The sequence below is a fragment of the Bacillus sp. FSL M8-0071 genome, assembly GCF_037975455.1.
In the GTDB taxonomy this organism is placed as follows: Bacteria; Bacillota; Bacilli; order Bacillales; family Bacillaceae; genus Bacillus; species Bacillus subtilis.
In genome coordinates this window covers 189,334-204,783 of sequence record NZ_CP150256.1, presented here as the reverse complement: position 1 = coordinate 204,783, position 15,450 = coordinate 189,334, and the positions used below count along the sequence as shown (strand labels likewise).

At 43.4% G+C, this 15,450-nt stretch carries 15 protein-coding genes and 5 tRNA genes; 6 read left to right on the top strand and 14 right to left on the bottom strand.

What is annotated here, in order from left to right:
* Positions 1-324: 324 nt before the first annotated feature.
* Entirely contained in the window at positions 325-864 is a 540-nt protein-coding gene (adaB, locus tag MKX71_RS01160) for a methylated-DNA--[protein]-cysteine S-methyltransferase (protein WP_003246311.1), read from the bottom strand.
* Positions 851-1,486 carry a bifunctional transcriptional activator/DNA repair enzyme AdaA gene (gene adaA / locus MKX71_RS01155; protein ID WP_015715139.1) on the bottom strand — a complete coding sequence of 212 codons (636 nt, stop codon included), beginning with the start codon at positions 1,484-1,486 and terminating at the stop codon, positions 851-853. The genes adaB and adaA overlap by 14 nt, the downstream gene beginning before the upstream one ends.
* A gap of 272 nt (positions 1,487-1,758) precedes the next feature.
* Here adaA and alkA point away from each other — a divergent pair, with 272 nt between their 5' ends.
* Positions 1,759-2,670, top strand: a complete 912-nt coding sequence (alkA, locus tag MKX71_RS01150) for a DNA-3-methyladenine glycosidase II (RefSeq protein WP_339231634.1) — start codon at positions 1,759-1,761, stop codon at positions 2,668-2,670.
* Positions 2,671-2,950: 280 nt separating this feature from the next.
* On the opposite strand, the gene MKX71_RS01145 is transcribed toward alkA, so the two are convergent.
* From MKX71_RS01145 to MKX71_RS01090, 12 genes are all read right to left on the bottom strand, one after another.
* On the bottom strand, positions 2,951-3,091 hold the full coding sequence (locus MKX71_RS01145) for a hypothetical protein (RefSeq protein ID WP_129092894.1): 141 nt from the start codon (positions 3,089-3,091) through the stop codon (positions 2,951-2,953).
* 46 nt (positions 3,092-3,137) lie between these two features.
* Positions 3,138-4,940, bottom strand: a complete 1,803-nt coding sequence (glmS, locus tag MKX71_RS01140) for a glutamine--fructose-6-phosphate transaminase (isomerizing) (RefSeq protein ID WP_015252962.1) — start codon at positions 4,938-4,940, stop codon at positions 3,138-3,140.
* A gap of 433 nt (positions 4,941-5,373) precedes the next feature.
* Positions 5,374-6,720: a phosphoglucosamine mutase gene (glmM, locus tag MKX71_RS01135; RefSeq protein ID WP_014478651.1), complete on the bottom strand. Its 1,347-nt coding sequence runs from the start codon at positions 6,718-6,720 to the stop codon at positions 5,374-5,376.
* An 18-nt stretch (positions 6,721-6,738) separates the two neighbouring features.
* Positions 6,739-8,193 carry a CdaA regulatory protein CdaR gene (gene cdaR, locus MKX71_RS01130; protein WP_339231633.1) on the bottom strand — a complete coding sequence of 485 codons (1,455 nt, stop codon included), beginning with the start codon at positions 8,191-8,193 and terminating at the stop codon, positions 6,739-6,741.
* On the bottom strand, positions 8,186-9,007 hold the full coding sequence (gene cdaA / locus MKX71_RS01125) for a diadenylate cyclase CdaA (RefSeq protein WP_003223651.1): 822 nt from the start codon (positions 9,005-9,007) through the stop codon (positions 8,186-8,188). Before cdaA ends, cdaR begins: the two co-directional genes overlap by 8 nt.
* Before the next feature lie 160 nt (positions 9,008-9,167).
* Entirely contained in the window at positions 9,168-9,794 is a 627-nt protein-coding gene (rsiW, locus tag MKX71_RS01120; RefSeq protein WP_106074128.1) for an anti-sigma-W factor RsiW, read from the bottom strand.
* Between the two features lie 13 nt (positions 9,795-9,807).
* Positions 9,808-10,371: an RNA polymerase sigma factor SigW gene (sigW, locus tag MKX71_RS01115; protein ID WP_014478649.1), complete on the bottom strand. Its 564-nt coding sequence runs from the start codon at positions 10,369-10,371 to the stop codon at positions 9,808-9,810.
* A 230-nt stretch (positions 10,372-10,601) separates the two neighbouring features.
* Positions 10,602-10,673: transfer RNA gene (locus MKX71_RS01110), tRNA-Gln, on the bottom strand.
* 4 nt (positions 10,674-10,677) lie between these two features.
* A tRNA-Tyr gene (locus MKX71_RS01105) sits at positions 10,678-10,762 on the bottom strand.
* Between the two features lie 22 nt (positions 10,763-10,784).
* Positions 10,785-10,857: transfer RNA gene (locus MKX71_RS01100), tRNA-Thr, on the bottom strand.
* Positions 10,858-10,861: 4 nt separating this feature from the next.
* Positions 10,862-10,937 (bottom strand) — tRNA-Val (locus MKX71_RS01095).
* Between the two features lie 3 nt (positions 10,938-10,940).
* Positions 10,941-11,015, bottom strand: a tRNA-Glu gene (locus MKX71_RS01090).
* Between the two features lie 179 nt (positions 11,016-11,194).
* On the opposite strand from MKX71_RS01090, the gene MKX71_RS01085 reads away from it, so the two are divergent.
* The 5 genes from MKX71_RS01085 to MKX71_RS01065 all read left to right on the top strand — a co-directional run bounded on the left by MKX71_RS01085 (position 11,195) and on the right by MKX71_RS01065 (position 15,431).
* Positions 11,195-11,650 carry a DUF523 domain-containing protein gene (locus MKX71_RS01085; RefSeq protein ID WP_021481932.1) on the top strand — a complete coding sequence of 152 codons (456 nt, stop codon included), beginning with the start codon at positions 11,195-11,197 and terminating at the stop codon, positions 11,648-11,650.
* Between the two features lie 12 nt (positions 11,651-11,662).
* Positions 11,663-12,145, top strand: coding sequence for a GNAT family protein (locus tag MKX71_RS01080; protein ID WP_014475628.1), 483 nt, complete (start codon positions 11,663-11,665; stop codon positions 12,143-12,145).
* 110 nt (positions 12,146-12,255) lie between these two features.
* Positions 12,256-13,170, top strand: coding sequence for an N-acetylmuramic acid 6-phosphate etherase (gene murQ / locus MKX71_RS01075; protein ID WP_041850631.1), 915 nt, complete (start codon positions 12,256-12,258; stop codon positions 13,168-13,170).
* 16 nt (positions 13,171-13,186) lie between these two features.
* A complete protein-coding gene (locus MKX71_RS01070) occupies positions 13,187-14,038 on the top strand; it encodes a MurR/RpiR family transcriptional regulator (RefSeq protein ID WP_029317271.1) in 852 nt (283 codons plus the stop codon).
* Between the two features lie 25 nt (positions 14,039-14,063).
* Positions 14,064-15,431: a PTS transporter subunit EIIC gene (locus tag MKX71_RS01065; RefSeq protein ID WP_015715132.1), complete on the top strand. Its 1,368-nt coding sequence runs from the start codon at positions 14,064-14,066 to the stop codon at positions 15,429-15,431.
* Positions 15,432-15,450 lie beyond the last annotated feature (19 nt).

Sequence of the window (15,450 nt, the reverse complement as noted above, 5' to 3'; positions counted from 1 at the left end):
GCGAAGTTTTTTGAAGTGCTACCTTATTATTGGTCTTTACTTTATGCTATGTTTTCATTTCCTTTAATATAGTCCTGATTATCAAATAAATCGACTCATGTTCTCTTCCTTTTTTATTAGGATACTTTTTCATCCTATCAATATTTAAAATTAAATATGAAAAGAATGCTAAAGGCCTACATATTTTAAAAGGAAAAATAAACATCTGCATCGATTATTAAGTTACGTATAAGATATGCTAAATTTTAAAAGTTGTCAAGTTTATCAGTAAACTGGTCTTTACTTTCCTCTAAAAGAATCCAACCCATTATAGATGATTCACTTTCAATGAGGAACATCCATTTCAGATGAAGCTCGCTTTTCCAGATCGAGGAGCAGTGTCTTCATTTCAAATCCGCCCCGATAGCCAGTTAATGAGCCATTCTTTCCTATTACACGATGGCACGGTACAGTAATTAATACCGGATTAGCCCCAATAGCCGCGCCTACAGCACGAACAGCTGCTGGTTTATTTATATCATTTGCAATGTCGGAATAGGATTTCGTCTGTCCATAAGGAATTTCACAAAGTGCATTCCAGACTGCTAGCTGAAATTGCGTACCGGCGTACTCAACTGGAACAGTAAAGTTTTTCCGCTTTCCTTCTAGATATTGAGTGATTTCAACGGCATAGGGTTCAAGCTTATCATCATCTTCAACAAGAAGACTTCCCGGAAAGCGTTTCCTAGCCCATTCGAACAATTCCTCGATTGGTTTGTTCTGTGAACCTACAAACACAAGCCCCTTTAAAGTTGAAGCAATATAAAAATTCCAATCCTTGAACATTAGTAAAGACCAATAAAGGGTTGGTTTATTTGTTTCCATTGTATGTTTCCTCCATTTTACTCATTTGACGAAATTGTGCTGGTGTCTGTCCAGTTTTCTTTTTAAATAAAGTAATAAAATAAGGCGCGTTAGCTATACCCACACATATAGCGATATCTCCAATCGCTTTATTTGTCTGAATCAAATACTTTTTAGCCGCGTGTACTCTAACTTGTTGTATATACTCAACCAGCGTAATGCCTTTAATTTTTTTAAATGTTCGATGCATATGATACGGACTCCCATGACAAATATCTGCTAACGATTCTAGCGTTAATTTTTCTGTGAAATTTTTATCAATGTATTCAGTAATTAAATCAACCCACTCGCTATCAGGCATTTTTTCATTAGTGGGCTTGCAACGTTTACAAGGGCGAAAATTTGCGCGGAGAGCTTGTTCTGCGTTTGGAAAGATACATACATTTTCTTTTTTCGGAACGCGAGATTTACAGGATGGTTTACAGAATACCCCTGTCGATTTTACAGCGTAGAAAAATTGATTATTGTACGCTGCATCATTATTTATAATTGCTTGCCACTTTTCATCTGTTATTATTTCTGCATCATTCGAAATTCTATGATCATGGCTCTCTTTATGTCCGTTATTGATACTATCCGGCATTTATCTCACCTCTCCTTACATGGCTCATCTAATTCATTTTGAATTGAATCTCAATTTAAATTTTCGACACGCGTTTTTTATATCTTGGGCCATTTTTATATACTCCCGTTTAGCATTCTTGATAACTACACTATAACCTCATAAATAGAAAAAAATAAGATGGTTAGAATGTAATAGCAAGATAACAAAATGAGTAAAGATGATTATGTGATAAACTAATTTCAACCAGCGTGAGTTTTCTTATAATTATTTAAGATAAGGAGAAAGAAAAAGTGACATGGCATGAACTCAATGATGTTATCGTCATTACATTACCTGAAATATTCGACATGAATGCGAACCTAGGCTACCTAACCAGGGAAAAAAATGAATGCATGTATGAAATAGAGAACAATATCATTACAAAAGTTATAGCCATTGGGAAAATTCGGTCCTTAGTGCAGGTAAGCGTAATCAATAATAAACAAATGATTGTTCAATTCCTAAACGATTCTAGACCTGTTGAGCAGTGGAAACGGGAAGAGATTGTAAAATATATTCATGAATGGTTTGATCTTGATAACGATTTAACTCCATTTTATGAAATGGCAAAAGCAGATCCATTACTTAAAATGCCTGCCCGAAAATTTTATGGGTTGCGAGTGATCGGCATTCCCGATTTATTTGAAGCTTTATGTTGGGGAGTTTTAGGGCAACAAATTAACTTAGCCTTCGCGTACTCCTTAAAGAAGCAATTTGTAGAAGCATTTGGCGATTCTATTGAATGGAATGGTAAAAAGTATTGGGTGTTCCCACCGTACGAGCGAATTGCACGGTTAACCCCTACCGACCTGGCAGATATTAAAATGACGGTGAAAAAAAGTGAATATATCATTGGAATAGCCAGATTAATGGCAAGTGGAGAATTATCGAGGAAAAAATTAATGAAAATGAACTTTAAAGATGCTGAAAAAAACTTAATTAAAATACGAGGAATCGGTCCTTGGACAGCCAATTATGTTCTAATGCGCTGCCTTAGGTTCCCGACAGCTTTTCCAATCGATGATGTGGGTCTAATTCGTTCGATAAAAATATTACGTAATATGAATCGAAAGCCTACGAAAGATGAAATCTTAGAAATATCGTTTTCATGGAAAAAATGGGAGTCATACGCTACCTTTTATTTATGGCGTGTCCTTTACTGAATCATTTCAACTTAAACCGGAATGTACTCAATAAAAAAAGGATGAACTTTAAAACCTAATCTCACAAGTACATTGTAAGTGCGACTTCTAGAATTCTTTTGCCTTTATTAATTGACAATAAAAAAACACGTTATCATTCCAATAGGCTCTTCGATTTTCGGATTTCTAGCATGCTAAATTCCAACTGCTATCAAAAGCGTATCTTAATGAGGAACTGCTCTCTTATATCTGTATTAACATTAGAAAACTCAGTTAGGCAAAAGCAGTTTCTCTCCAAGTCTTAATGACTTTTAACCTCGTTAACCGACCTAATGTGGAAACATCTTAAATCTATAGCCATGGCCGATAGATAGTCGAGTCCTGTACCATCACCTTCTTTAATCCATTTTTCCACTGTAGACGTTCTTTCTCTTTTGGACATAAAAACACCCCTTTAGACAATCTTATCCAAAGGGGTTAAACATTTATTACTCCACAGTAACACTCTTCGCAAGGTTACGCGGTTTATCAACATCACAGCCGCGATGCAGTGCAGCATAGTAAGCGATCAGCTGCAATGGAACAACAGATACCAACGGAGCAAGCGCTGGGTTTACTTCCGGCAGTACGAATCTGTCATCCGCATCGTCTAGGCCTTTCAGTGAGATGATGCATGTGTTTGCTCCGCGAGCGGCAACTTCTTTGACGTTTCCGCGGATGCTTAGGTTTACGTGCTCTTGAGTTGCCAGTGCGAATACTGGTGTTCCTTGTTCGATCAAGGCAATCGTTCCGTGCTTTAGCTCACCGCCGGCAAAACCTTCTGCCTGGATGTAAGAAATCTCTTTCAGCTTCAGTGCGCCTTCGACACATACGAAGTAGTCAAGGCCGCGTCCGATGAAGAAAGCGTTTCTGGATACAGTCAGGTATTCACGGGCGATCATTTCCATTTCGTCTTTCTGGTCGCATAGAGCTTCCATTGCGTTTGCAGCGATACCGAGTTCTTTGACGAGGTCAAATCCGATATCGATGCCGTTTTTGTCAGCAGCCACAGAAGCAAGAACCGCAAGAACTGCAATTTGTGCAGTGTATGCTTTCGTTGACGCAACAGCGATCTCAGGGCCTGCATGAAGCAGCAATGTATAGTCAGCTTCACGAGAAAGCGTTGATCCAGGTACGTTTGTGATTGTCAGGGCTTTGTGTCCGAGTGCTTTGACTTGAACGAGAACCGCGCGGCTGTCTGCTGTTTCTCCGCTTTGAGAAAGGAAAATGAAGAGCGGTTTCTTAGACAGAAGCGGCATGTTGTAGGAGAATTCACTCGCTACATGCACTTCAACCGGCACGTTTGCCCACATTTCAATATATTGTTTACCGACAAGTCCTGCATGGTAGCTTGTTCCGCAGCCAATGATATAGATGCGGTCCGCTTCCGCTACAGCGGCAGCGATATCGCCAGGCACAGACAGCTTGCCGTTTTCATCTTGATACGTTTGGATGATTTTGCGCATAACAACAGGCTGCTCATCCGTTTCTTTCAACATGTAGTGAGGGTACGTGCCTTTTTCGATATCACTGGCATCAAGCTCAGCAATATAAGACGCACGTGTAATCACGTCACCATCAAGGTTTTTGATGACAACTTGGTCATCAGTGACGATAACCATTTCTTTATCCATCAGCTCTACGTATTCGTTGGTTACTTGAAGCATCGCCATTGCATCAGATGCTACGACGTTGAATGTATCTCCAAGACCTACTAATAGAGGGCTTTTGTTTTTCGCTACAAAAATCGTTTCTCTGTTGTCGTTATCGAATAAAGCAATTGCATAAGAGCCTTTTAACAGTGTAAGTGTTTTGCGGAACGCTTCTTCTGTCTCAAGTCCTCCATTGACGAATTGCTCGATTACTTGAACGACTACTTCTGTATCGGTGTCACTTTTGAGCTCTACATCTTGCAAATACTCTTGCTTCAGCTGAACATAGTTCTCGATCACGCCGTTATGAACAAGTGTAAAGCGTCCCAGTGCGCTTTGATGCGGGTGAGCGTTCAGATAGCTTGGTTCGCCGTGTGTAGCCCAGCGAGTATGCCCAATTCCGGCTTTCGCTTCTACATTGGCATCCACAACTTCACGAAGATCTGCAATGCGTCCTTTTTCTTTGAACACATGGATTCCCTGTTCGTTGGCAACAGCAATACCAGCAGAGTCATAACCGCGATACTCAAGCTTCTCTAACCCTTTTAATAAAATTTCCTTCGCATCAAGCTGACCGATATAACCTACGATTCCACACATATTTTTCTTCCTCCTAAGATTGTAAAAGGAGACGAAGAAAGTCAAATTTCAAGGGGACTTTCAATCGTCCCCTCCTACATGTTTTTTGGAAGATCATGTGATTTCTCTTTGTTCAAGGAGTCACCCCCTTGGTTTGAAGAAATCCTTACGGCTGTGATCTGCACACTCAGCCGGGAGGCATCCGCCGAAAATTCGATAACCTCCATCCTCGTCAACTAAGCCTTTTTCCGGGCGCTTAGTTCGGGCGCTATAATTATAGGTAAAGCAATAATCCCGTCTTCTTTTCCTATTGAGAAAATAAGAACAAGACAAGCTTGATTTTACAACATGTGGCATAAACGGTCAATTGTTTTTTAAACAACTTTGCCGTATGTCTCACAATTATCTTATGTAAACCTCGCTTGTCTTGTTCACTCTCTGATAATAGACTTCGTTACTCTAATCCCATTTCTGACCGGACGACTTCAACAATGCGATTGACATACTCATCGCACAGCTCTTTCGTCTTCGCTTCAGCCATGACACGGACGAGCGGTTCAGTTCCTGAAGGGCGCACCAAAATCCGGCCGTCGCCGTTCATTTCTTTTTCAACTTCAGAAATAACTGCTTTTACTTTTTCATTTTCTTCAACTTTATATTTATCAGTCACTCTCACATTGACTAACAGCTGCGGGAACTTCTGCATTTCAGCTGCAAGCTCTGACAGTGGCTTGCCTGTGGCTTTCAAAGTGTTCATCAGCATAATAGCAGACAATAATCCGTCCCCTGTCGTGTTGTAATCAAGGAAAATAAGATGTCCTGACTGCTCTCCGCCGACGTTGTAGCCGTCTTTTTTCATTGCTTCTACTACGTAGCGGTCGCCGACAGCTGTCTGTACGCTTTTGATGCCTTCTTTTTCGAGCGCCTTATAGAAGCCGAGGTTGCTCATCACGGTTGAAACCAAAGTATCATCCTTTAAACGGCCCTCTGATTTCAGATGTTTTGAGCATATGTACATGATTTGGTCGCCGTCTACAATATTTCCTTTTTCATCGACAGCAATCAGGCGGTCGCCGTCACCGTCGAATGCAAGGCCGAGATCCGCGTTTTTCTCTTTGACAAACGCGCTGAGCGCTTCGGGATGAGTCGAACCGACGCCGTCATTAATGTTTAATCCGTTCGGGGAAGTCCCCATTGTAGAAACATCTGCATCTAAATCAGCAAACAGGTGTGTCGCCAAGGATGACGTTGCGCCATGGGCACAGTCCAATGCCACATGAATGCCTGTGAAATCTTCATCAGCTGTCTGTTTTAAGAATTGCAGATATTTTTGTCCGCCTTCAAAATAATCGTTTACAAGTCCAAGGTCTGCTCCGACAGGTCTTGGCAGCTTATCCTCAGGTTCGTCCATCAGGCGCTCAATTTCAGCCTCTTGTTCATCAGAAAGCTTAAATCCATCTCCCCCAAAGAATTTGATGCCGTTATCCTGCACTGGGTTATGAGAAGCGGAAATCATGACGCCCGCCTCTGCATCCATCGCTTTTGTCAAATAAGATACACCTGGTGTAGAAATGACGCCCAGACGCATGACTTCTGCGCCAATGGATAAAAGTCCGGCGACAAGGGCTCCCTCCAGCATATGGCCGGAGATGCGTGTATCGCGGCCTATCAGCACTTTTGGACGTTGTTTGTCTTTTGTCAGCACATAACCGCCGAAACGTCCGACTTTAAAGGCCAGCTCAGGTGTAAGCTCACTATTGGCGACACCTCTTACACCGTCTGTTCCAAAATACTTGCCCATTTTATAATCGCTCCTTTTTTATTCCGATGAGGATTGTGAATTCTCAGTGGATTCATCCTCATCCTGATCTTGGTTTTGATCTTTATTTTCGTCTTGGTTTTGATCGTTGCTGTTTTTATCAGTGTTCTTTGTATCTTCTTGCTGATTGTTCTTTTGATCATTTGTTTGTTTATCTGTGTCATCCTGGTTCCCTGATGTATTGCTGCTGTTATCATTCGTTGATGTATTGCTTTTCTTAGACGTCAGCTTGATTTTGGCGTTTTTCCGCCCCAAGGACCAAGTTACATTCTGTGGCCCGTTCACTTCAAGCTTCACGCTATGCTCCCCGTCCTCTAAATCTGAAACATTCACATACAATTCAATATCTGATTTTTTCAGCTTTTTTATATTCGCGGGAGAGCCTTTAGCCGTTACATCTATCGCTTGTGATTCAGGATCAAGAAATTCAATGTTTTGTGAGCTGCTCAGCCCTACAGTCTTGATAGGGACATTCTCGAACTTCTGATCCGCTTCACTATCGACTTCTATATGCAAAGTCACCTTTGACGGTGAGATTTTTTTGACACCGTCAGGAAGCGGAATATCTGCCTCGATATCGGAATCCTTGTTAATTTTACTTAAATCTAAGCTGACGCCGTCAATAAATTCAAGAGAATCCAACACATCCTGTGAGCCGTAAACCGTTACCTCACTGGGGCTGGATTCAATATTCGCTATGCTGACACCGTCAGGAAGGCTTCCTGTCCGTTCAATTTTAAAGGGCACTTTTTTACTCGGGCTTGTCACCGGAACGGTAATCTTGATGACCGAGGGCTCCACGTCGACAGGAAGCGCGTTTCCGTCTTTATCATAGACAGTCACTTTCGCTTCCTTTTCAATCGTTTCATCTGCGTTTTCCAAATTCACTGAAGCTTTTACAAGAGAAATATTATCGATGACATTTTTCGATCCGGTAATCTGCACATTTTTCGGACTGACAATCGGCTGCTCCGGAGAATAGCCTTTTTTCATCTTGCTTTTGTTGTAGTACTCCACTTTTACGGGAAAACTTTTGGTCGTCCGTTCCTGAATGGTCACTGTCGTAACAGACGGATTAATTGAGATTGTCAGCCCATCCGACACGTTTTTGGCCTTAAGCTCAACCTTATGTGTGCCGGTTTTCAAATGTTCCATATCAGCATATATTTCAAAGTTCTTGGTCTGCCGAGCCTTTTTCACGGCGCTTGTCGAGCCTTTTATCGTGACATTAACCGTTTGCGGAACACCCGTCACGACGTAATTTTCATCATCATAATACGCTTTAACCGGAATATCAGTCAGAGTTGCTTCATCAGTTGTTGATGTCGGAAAGAAAGATTCACCCGGTTTTTTCGGAGTCGGTGCTTGGTTGCTGTTAACCGCCACATAAAGCAAGAGCGCGAAAAGCAGAGCAATGATTTTCACAGCCCAGCGGTTGTTTAAGAATTTATCCATTTTTCTTGCCCCTCCAATACCAGCGGTTAGAAGAAGTGTCTCTGGTGTTTTTCTTAAACTCGGCTTCAAGCATTTCTTTCAGCGCTTCTTCTGTAAGCTCTCTGTGAAGGTCGCCGTTCTTTGCCACACTGACGCCGCCGGTCTCTTCAGACACAATAATCGTCAAACTGTCTGTTACTTCACTGATACCGACAGCCGCTCTGTGCCGCGTGCCCAGTTCTTTTGAAATAAACGGGCTCTCAGAAAGCGGCAGATAACAGGCGGCCGCGGCAATTTCATTATTTTTCATAATCACCGCACCGTCATGAAGCGGGGTGTTTGGGATAAAAATATTGATCAGCAGCTCAGAGCTGACTTTGGCATTCAGTGGTATGCCGGTCTCAATATAATCACCCATTCCAGTATCCCGCTCAATGGTCAGCAAGGCGCCTATACGGCGTTTCGCCATATAATTGATCGCTTTTGTAATGGCCTCAATCGTTTTCTGCTGCGCTTCTTCAACAGGTGTGCCGCTCCTCGAAAAAAAGCGGCCGCGGCCTAGCTGTTCAAGCGCTCTTCTCAGCTCAGGCTGAAAAATAATAATAATTGCTAAAAATCCCCATGTTATCGCTTGGTCCATCAGCCATTGAAGTGTGCTGAGGCCCAAATATTGGCTGGCCATACGAACAAGCACGATGACTACAATTCCTTTTAACAGCTGAACCGCTTTCGTGCCGCGTATCACCATAATCAATTTATATATCACATACCAAACAAGGAGAATATCAACGGCATTGCCGAGGTACTGCAAAAAAGGGATATCCTCAAAAGCCATTTCCTCGTCCTCCAAGATTTCAGTCATTTCGTATTTTGTGTTTTACGTGTTACGCATATGTACTTTACATAGCGAGCCCATTATACCACATTTCGATTTAGCAAGTGAAATGTGCCAGCCCTCTCAGCCCGCAAAAAAAGAGCAAAGCGGCTAACGCGCTTTACTCTTCTCCCTTCGGACTGAATGCATCGAGTACACTTTTCCCCGCAGACTTCATCTTGTACCATGTCCAGTCGAATAACTGATTGATTTCTTCAATCTGACCGGTGACTTGTCCAGCAGAGGCCATATACTTTTCGCCGTTTACGACGGTTACATCCCCGTCTATTTTACCTTTAATAATCAGCTTGCCGTTTTTAACAGTGACATCGCCTTTGACCGTCTCACCTTCTGGCACGGTTACAGTATGGTTATGAACCACAAGATTCGGCTGCTTGGACACGCTGAAATTGTGGTCATTATGCCAGCTGTTAAAAAAACCCCCGCCCATCAAAATGATGAATACCGCAGCAGCTGCGATAACGGGATGGGTTCTGAACCATCTTTTTACAGAAGCTCTTTTCTTCTCCTTAGGCAATTTTGCCATGACATTAGCGGTAAAATCCGCGGGGGCTTCGACATGCGATGTGCTCCGTACGAGCGCTATGGATTTCTCCATCTCGTAAAAATGCTTTCTGCATTTCTCGCATGTCTCCAGATGTTCATTTAATATGTGTTCATCTTTTGGAAGGATATCTCCATCAAGATGCATATGCATAAGCTGCACAATTTGTTCAGGACAGCTCATTTCATCACCCCACTTAAAGATCCCTTAATTGTTTTCTAAGAGCCTCTCTGCCTCTGTGAATCCGCGTTTTCACAGTCCCCACAGGAATGTTTAGAATCTCCCCGATTTCAATTAATGAGAGTTCGTCAATATACTTTAATACGATGACTGTTCTGTATTTGTCAGGAAGCTTTAAAATTTTCTGCTGTATCGTGTTTGAGAGCTCCAGCGACACAACTGCATCTTCAGGCAAAACACCATCTGCGGCGATTTGAGAATACATGGTCAAGCCTTCCGTACCAGCCACCTCTGCATCGAGGTAATAATCCGGCTTCTTTTTGCGAATGCGGTCAATGGTCAAATTGGTCGCGATTCGATAAAGCCAAGTTGAAAATTTCCGGTTAATATCAAAACTGTCGATATTAACGTACGCTCTGATGAAAGCTTCCTGTGCAATATCCTCCGCCTCATGCACATTGCCAAGCATACGGTAGCAAAGCTGATAAATTTTATCTTTGTAAATATCTACAATGTCCGCAAATGCATTCTGGTCGCCTTTTTTGACTTGTTTAATTCTTTTTTTAATCATCATTTCCATATTTATCTAACCTCTGCCTTCACCGGTCTGTATGTATACGAGCTTCGTTTCAAAAGGTTTCAATTTTTTTATAAAATAAGTTTATCAAATTTTTGGCAGGGTGTAGATGGTAATTCGTGAATAAACTACCTTAACATATTTTTAAAATTATTATACAGACTGAACAGTTAGAAGTTGGAATGATTTTTCCGAAAAGAAAAAAGACACCTTTTGATCAAAGGTGTCTGTGACTGGGCTAGCTGGATTCGAACCAACGCATGACGGAGTCAAAGTCCGTTGCCTTACCGCTTGGCTATAGCCCAATAATGGTGGAGGGGGGCAGATTCGAACTGCCGAACCCTGAGGGAGCGGATTTACAGTCCGCCGCGTTTAGCCACTTCGCTACCCCTCCACATAAAATTTTGAAAAAACAGTGCCGGCAAGAGGACTTGAACCCCCAACCTACTGATTACAAGTCAGTTGCTCTACCAATTGAGCTACACCGGCAAGATGGTGGAGGATGACGGGCTCGAACCGCCGACCCTCTGCTTGTAAGGCAGATGCTCTCCCAGCTGAGCTAATCCTCCAAATGGTGACCCGTACGGGATTCGAACCCGTGTTACCGCCGTGAAAGGGCGGTGTCTTAACCGCTTGACCAACGGGCCGTTGTGTTCTCGTCGAGCTGACAAAAGTTATTATATACAGGTCACCCCCTGTTTGTAAAGAGAAAAATTAAATTTTTTATTTTCAAACTTTTTAACTCCTTTTTTAACTGAAAAAGCCTCCCAACTAAAGCCATTTATTTTATGATAGAGACAAGCAAAGCAAGAGAGGAGAAACCAATATGATTCTAGTCAGTTCTTGCCTTGGAGGCATTGAATGCAGATATAACGGCTCTCACGCAGCGTCGGAGAAAATCAGAAAACTCGTCGATGAAAAGAAAGCAGTCATGGCTTGCCCTGAACTTCTCGGCGGCTTCTCTACCCCACGCGAACCCGCAGAAATCATAGGAGGCACCGGCGAGGATGTCCTCAATGGAACAGCGAAAATCGTGACAGCTTCAGGAGAAGACGTCACAGAACTATATATGGAAGGCGCCGCGAAAACATTGGCTTACGCAAAAGAAATCAACGCTTCTGCCGTCATATTAAAAGAAAACAGTCCATCTTGCGGAAGCGGTTTTATCTATAACGGCACATTCTCTGGCAAAAAAATCACCGGCAGCGGAGTAACCGCCGCACTGTTAAAACAAGCGGGCTACCGCGTCATTTCGGAAAACGAGCTTGACGACATCTTGTAAGGAGGCCACCCCATGACTCAAGACATTTCTTTATCCTTCTATAAGCCTGAACACTTGCCCGAGCTCCAATCATTCACGCTCACCAACGATGACAAACGCTTTACCTCCCTCCCGAAAGAGGTGCTGTCTCAGGCTCTGGGCATACAGGACCGATACCCGGTTGTTATCTTAAAAGACGACCTTCCAGTCGGTTTTTTCATTTTACATGCATCAAAAGAAACGCTTGCTTCCTATTCTAACAATCCATTTGCTTTACTGCTCAGCTCCCTGTCTTTAAACGCTGTGCATCACGGAAAAGGCTATGCGAAAAAAGCCATGCTTTTGCTTCCCGCTTTTGTGAGCGGATATTTTCCATGGTGCGACGAAATCATCTTGGCCGTCAATCATCTGAACATACGCGCAAAACACCTTTATATGAAAAGCGGGTTCCTTGATAAAGGACGGCGAAGAATCGGCCCGCTTGGAGAACAGTTGATCCTTCATCATTTCTTATAGTCTTGAGTGAAATAAAATTTCAAAAATTTAAAAACATAGTTGAAATATCATAACAGCAATGAATATACTGAATATTGAGATATATCATTTTAAAACAGGGGGGCATCCTCATGTCAGAACCATTAAACCTTCACCGTCTTACAACGGAATCACGCAATAGTCAAACAGTTGAAATCCACAAAGCAAACACTCTCGGCATCCTTAAAATGATCAACAACGAAGATATGAAAGTCGCTGCAGCCGTTCAGGAGGTTCTCCCCGACATCAAAACAGCTGTAGACTGCGCATATGAATCGTTTCAAAATGGAGGCCGGCTCATATATACAGGCGCCGGCACAAGCGGCAGACTCGGCGTCATGGATGCTGTTGAATGTCCTCCCACCTACAGCGTAAGCCCTGATCAGGTCATCGGAATCATGGCTGGAGGCCCCAAAGCCTTTTTACAGGCAGCAGAGGGCATTGAAGACAGTGAAGAAGCAGGAGCTGAAGATTTAAGAAACATACAGCTCACTTCAAATGACACCGTCATTGCCATCGCAGCAAGCGGCCGCACACCGTACGCCGCAGGCGCCCTAAGATACGCCCGAAAAGTCGGAGCACACACCATCGCCCTTACTTGCAATGAAAACTCCGCCATCAGCAAGGATGCGGATCACAGCATTGAGGTTGTCGTCGGACCTGAGGCCATTACAGGATCAACACGTATGAAAGCCGCAACCGCTCATAAAATGATTCTAAACATGATATCTACCGCTGTAATGGTCAAAATCGGCAAGGTTTACGAAAACTTGATGGTAGACGTCAACGTCAGCAACAAAAAACTAAAAGAACGCGCCATCAGCATCATCCAAAGCCTTACAAACGCTTCATACGACACAGCAAGATACACTCTGGAACAAGCCGATCATCACGTCAAAACAGCAATCGTCATGCTCAAAACAAGCACAGATCAGAAACAAGCACAGACATTACTCGATGAAGCAAACGGTTTCATTGACAAAGCAATCGAACATTACCATCCATGATAAGGAGAGAACTAGAATGGCCACAGGCGGTTTAGCGATCATCCAATCAATGAAGCATAAGCTCCCTCCATCCGAGCGCAAACTTGCAGATTATATCCTAGCCCATCCCCACAAAGCAATCGAAAGCACGGTCAACGAAATCAGCGCCTTAGCCAATTCAAGTGACGCTGCCGTCATCAGGCTCTGCAAATCACTCGGTTTGAAAGGATTTCAAGATTTAAAAATGAGAGTAGCGGGCGATCTGGCAAAGCCTACTTTTCAGGGCTACCGGGATATTGTTCCCCACGAGCCGCTGCCCTCCATTTCCGAAAAAACGGCCGGCAATGCCATTCAAGCCATTCAGGATACTTCAGACCTGATGGACTACAAAGAGCTTGAGCGAGCGGTTTCTATGCTTCTCAAAGCTCATACCGTGCATTTTATCGGCCTCGGGGCTTCCGGCATTGTCGCCAAGGACGCCCAGCAAAAGTGGCTTCGCATTCATAAACAAGCAACCGCGTTTACAGACACTCATCTTGTGGCATCTTTAATCGCAAATGCAGATAAAGACGACATCGTATTCGCCATCTCGTTTTCAGGAGAGACACAGGAAATCATTGAACTGTTCGCCATGGCTAAGGAAAAAGGCATCACAACGATCAGCCTCACACAATTCAGTCAGACATCCGTCTCCGCACTGGCTGATGTCCCATTATATACAGCCCATTCCAATGAAGCCTTGATTCGAAGTGCGGCCACTTCCTCCCGCCTCGCCCAGCTTTTTATAATTGATGTTTTGTTTTTAGGCATGGCGGCTGAGCAGTATGAAACGACAACCGGTTATATCGATAAAACGAGAGCAGCCATCCAATCTATGAGAAAAAAATAAGGCATCTTGAAGGGGAGGGGTTTTAATGAGCAAAGAAAATAACTACCATCATCTCGCACAGAAAATCCTTGAGCTATGCGGAGGAAAATCCAATATTTCTTCATATACGCATTGCATGACACGCCTGCGCATTACGCCTTACGATGAAAGCAAAGCAGATGCTCAGGGTTTAAGAAAGCTTGACGGCGTATTGGGGGTCGTTGAAGCTGAAACCTTACAAATTATCCTCGGCACAGGAGTCGTCAATCATGTTACAGCTGCTTTCTCAAAGCTCGTGTCAGCAGAAGAAGGTGCCGATGTCAAAGAAGCAGCCGCCAAAAAGAAAGCCGATATCAATCGGAAAAATGCCACTCCTTTTAAACTTTTCTTACGTAAAATTGCCAGCATTTTTATCCCTCTTATTCCCGCTTTAGTCGCTTCCGGTTTAATTACTGGGATTACCAAAGCAATTATTCAAGCAGGCTGGCTCTCTGCAGACTCACAAATTGCGATTATCCTGACAGTCATTGGATCAGGGCTGTTCACTTATCTCGGCATTCTCGTCGGTATTAACGCTTCGAAAGAATTTGGCGGGACACCCGCACTTGGGGCTTTGGCCGGGATCTTGATTATCAATCCGGAGATCGCAAAAATCAGTTTATTTGGAGAAGAGCTTCTCCCGGGCAGGGGAGGTCTGATCGGCGTCCTTTTCGCAGCCATATTCATTGCTTACACCGAACAATTTATTCGCCGTTTTATTCCTCAATCACTTGATATCATTGTCACACCCACCGTTTCACTGTTAATCACCGGAATCGTAACGTATGTCGTATTTATGCCTTTAGGCGGATTCATTTCTGATGCTATTACATCCGGCCTACTGTCCATCCTGGACATCGGCGGCATCGCTGCAGGCTTTATTCTGGGCGCAACCTTCCTTCCTCTCGTCGTAACCGGACTGCATCAAGGCTTGACGCCTGTGCACATGGAACTGATCAATTCAATTGGCAATGATCCTCTGCTCCCTATTTTGGCTATGGGAGGTGCAGGACAGGTAGGCGCGGCCTTTGCCGTTTTCGTGAAGACGAAAAAAACAACACTGAGGAAAGCAATCGCCGGCGGGCTTCCATCGGGACTGCTCGGCATTGGTGAACCGCTTATTTTCGGAGTCACGCTGCCGCTCGGCCGTCCGTTTTTAACAGCATGTTTAGGAGCTGGAATCGGCGGCGCCTTTCAAGCTTATTTTCAAGTAGCCACCATTGCGATTGGTGTCTCCGGACTGCCGCTATCTTTTCTAGTCCTGCCTTCGCAAATCATCCTGTATATCGTTGGGCTCTTTATTTCCTACGCGGCCGGTTTTTTATTGACCTATGCATTCGGATATAAAGATGAAATGGCTTCTCAGTTCGATTAAATTGTTTCTGTTTTAGGGA

Bases quoted from the DNA above. Each gene is read 5' to 3' on its own strand.
- adaB (WP_003246311.1), bottom strand. From the start codon at position 864: ATGGAAACAAATAAACCAACCCTTTATTGGTCTTTACTAATGTTCAAG.
- adaA (WP_015715139.1), bottom strand. From the start codon at position 1,486: ATGCCGGATAGTATCAATAACGGACATAAAGAGAGCCATGATCATAGA.
- MKX71_RS01145 (WP_129092894.1), bottom strand. From the start codon at position 3,091: ATGTCCAAAAGAGAAAGAACGTCTACAGTGGAAAAATGGATTAAAGAA.
- glmS (WP_015252962.1), bottom strand. From the start codon at position 4,940: ATGTGTGGAATCGTAGGTTATATCGGTCAGCTTGATGCGAAGGAAATT.
- glmM (WP_014478651.1), bottom strand. From the start codon at position 6,720: ATGGGCAAGTATTTTGGAACAGACGGTGTAAGAGGTGTCGCCAATAGT.
- cdaR (WP_339231633.1), bottom strand. From the start codon at position 8,193: ATGGATAAATTCTTAAACAACCGCTGGGCTGTGAAAATCATTGCTCTG.
- cdaA (WP_003223651.1), bottom strand. From the start codon at position 9,007: ATGGCTTTTGAGGATATCCCTTTTTTGCAGTACCTCGGCAATGCCGTT.
- rsiW (WP_106074128.1), bottom strand. From the start codon at position 9,794: ATGAGCTGTCCTGAACAAATTGTGCAGCTTATGCATATGCATCTTGAT.
- sigW (WP_014478649.1), bottom strand. From the start codon at position 10,371: ATGGAAATGATGATTAAAAAAAGAATTAAACAAGTCAAAAAAGGCGAC.
- MKX71_RS01085 (WP_021481932.1), top strand. From the start codon at position 11,195: ATGATTCTAGTCAGTTCTTGCCTTGGAGGCATTGAATGCAGATATAAC.
- MKX71_RS01080 (WP_014475628.1), top strand. From the start codon at position 11,663: ATGACTCAAGACATTTCTTTATCCTTCTATAAGCCTGAACACTTGCCC.
- murQ (WP_041850631.1), top strand. From the start codon at position 12,256: ATGTCAGAACCATTAAACCTTCACCGTCTTACAACGGAATCACGCAAT.
- MKX71_RS01070 (WP_029317271.1), top strand. From the start codon at position 13,187: ATGGCCACAGGCGGTTTAGCGATCATCCAATCAATGAAGCATAAGCTC.
- MKX71_RS01065 (WP_015715132.1), top strand. From the start codon at position 14,064: ATGAGCAAAGAAAATAACTACCATCATCTCGCACAGAAAATCCTTGAG.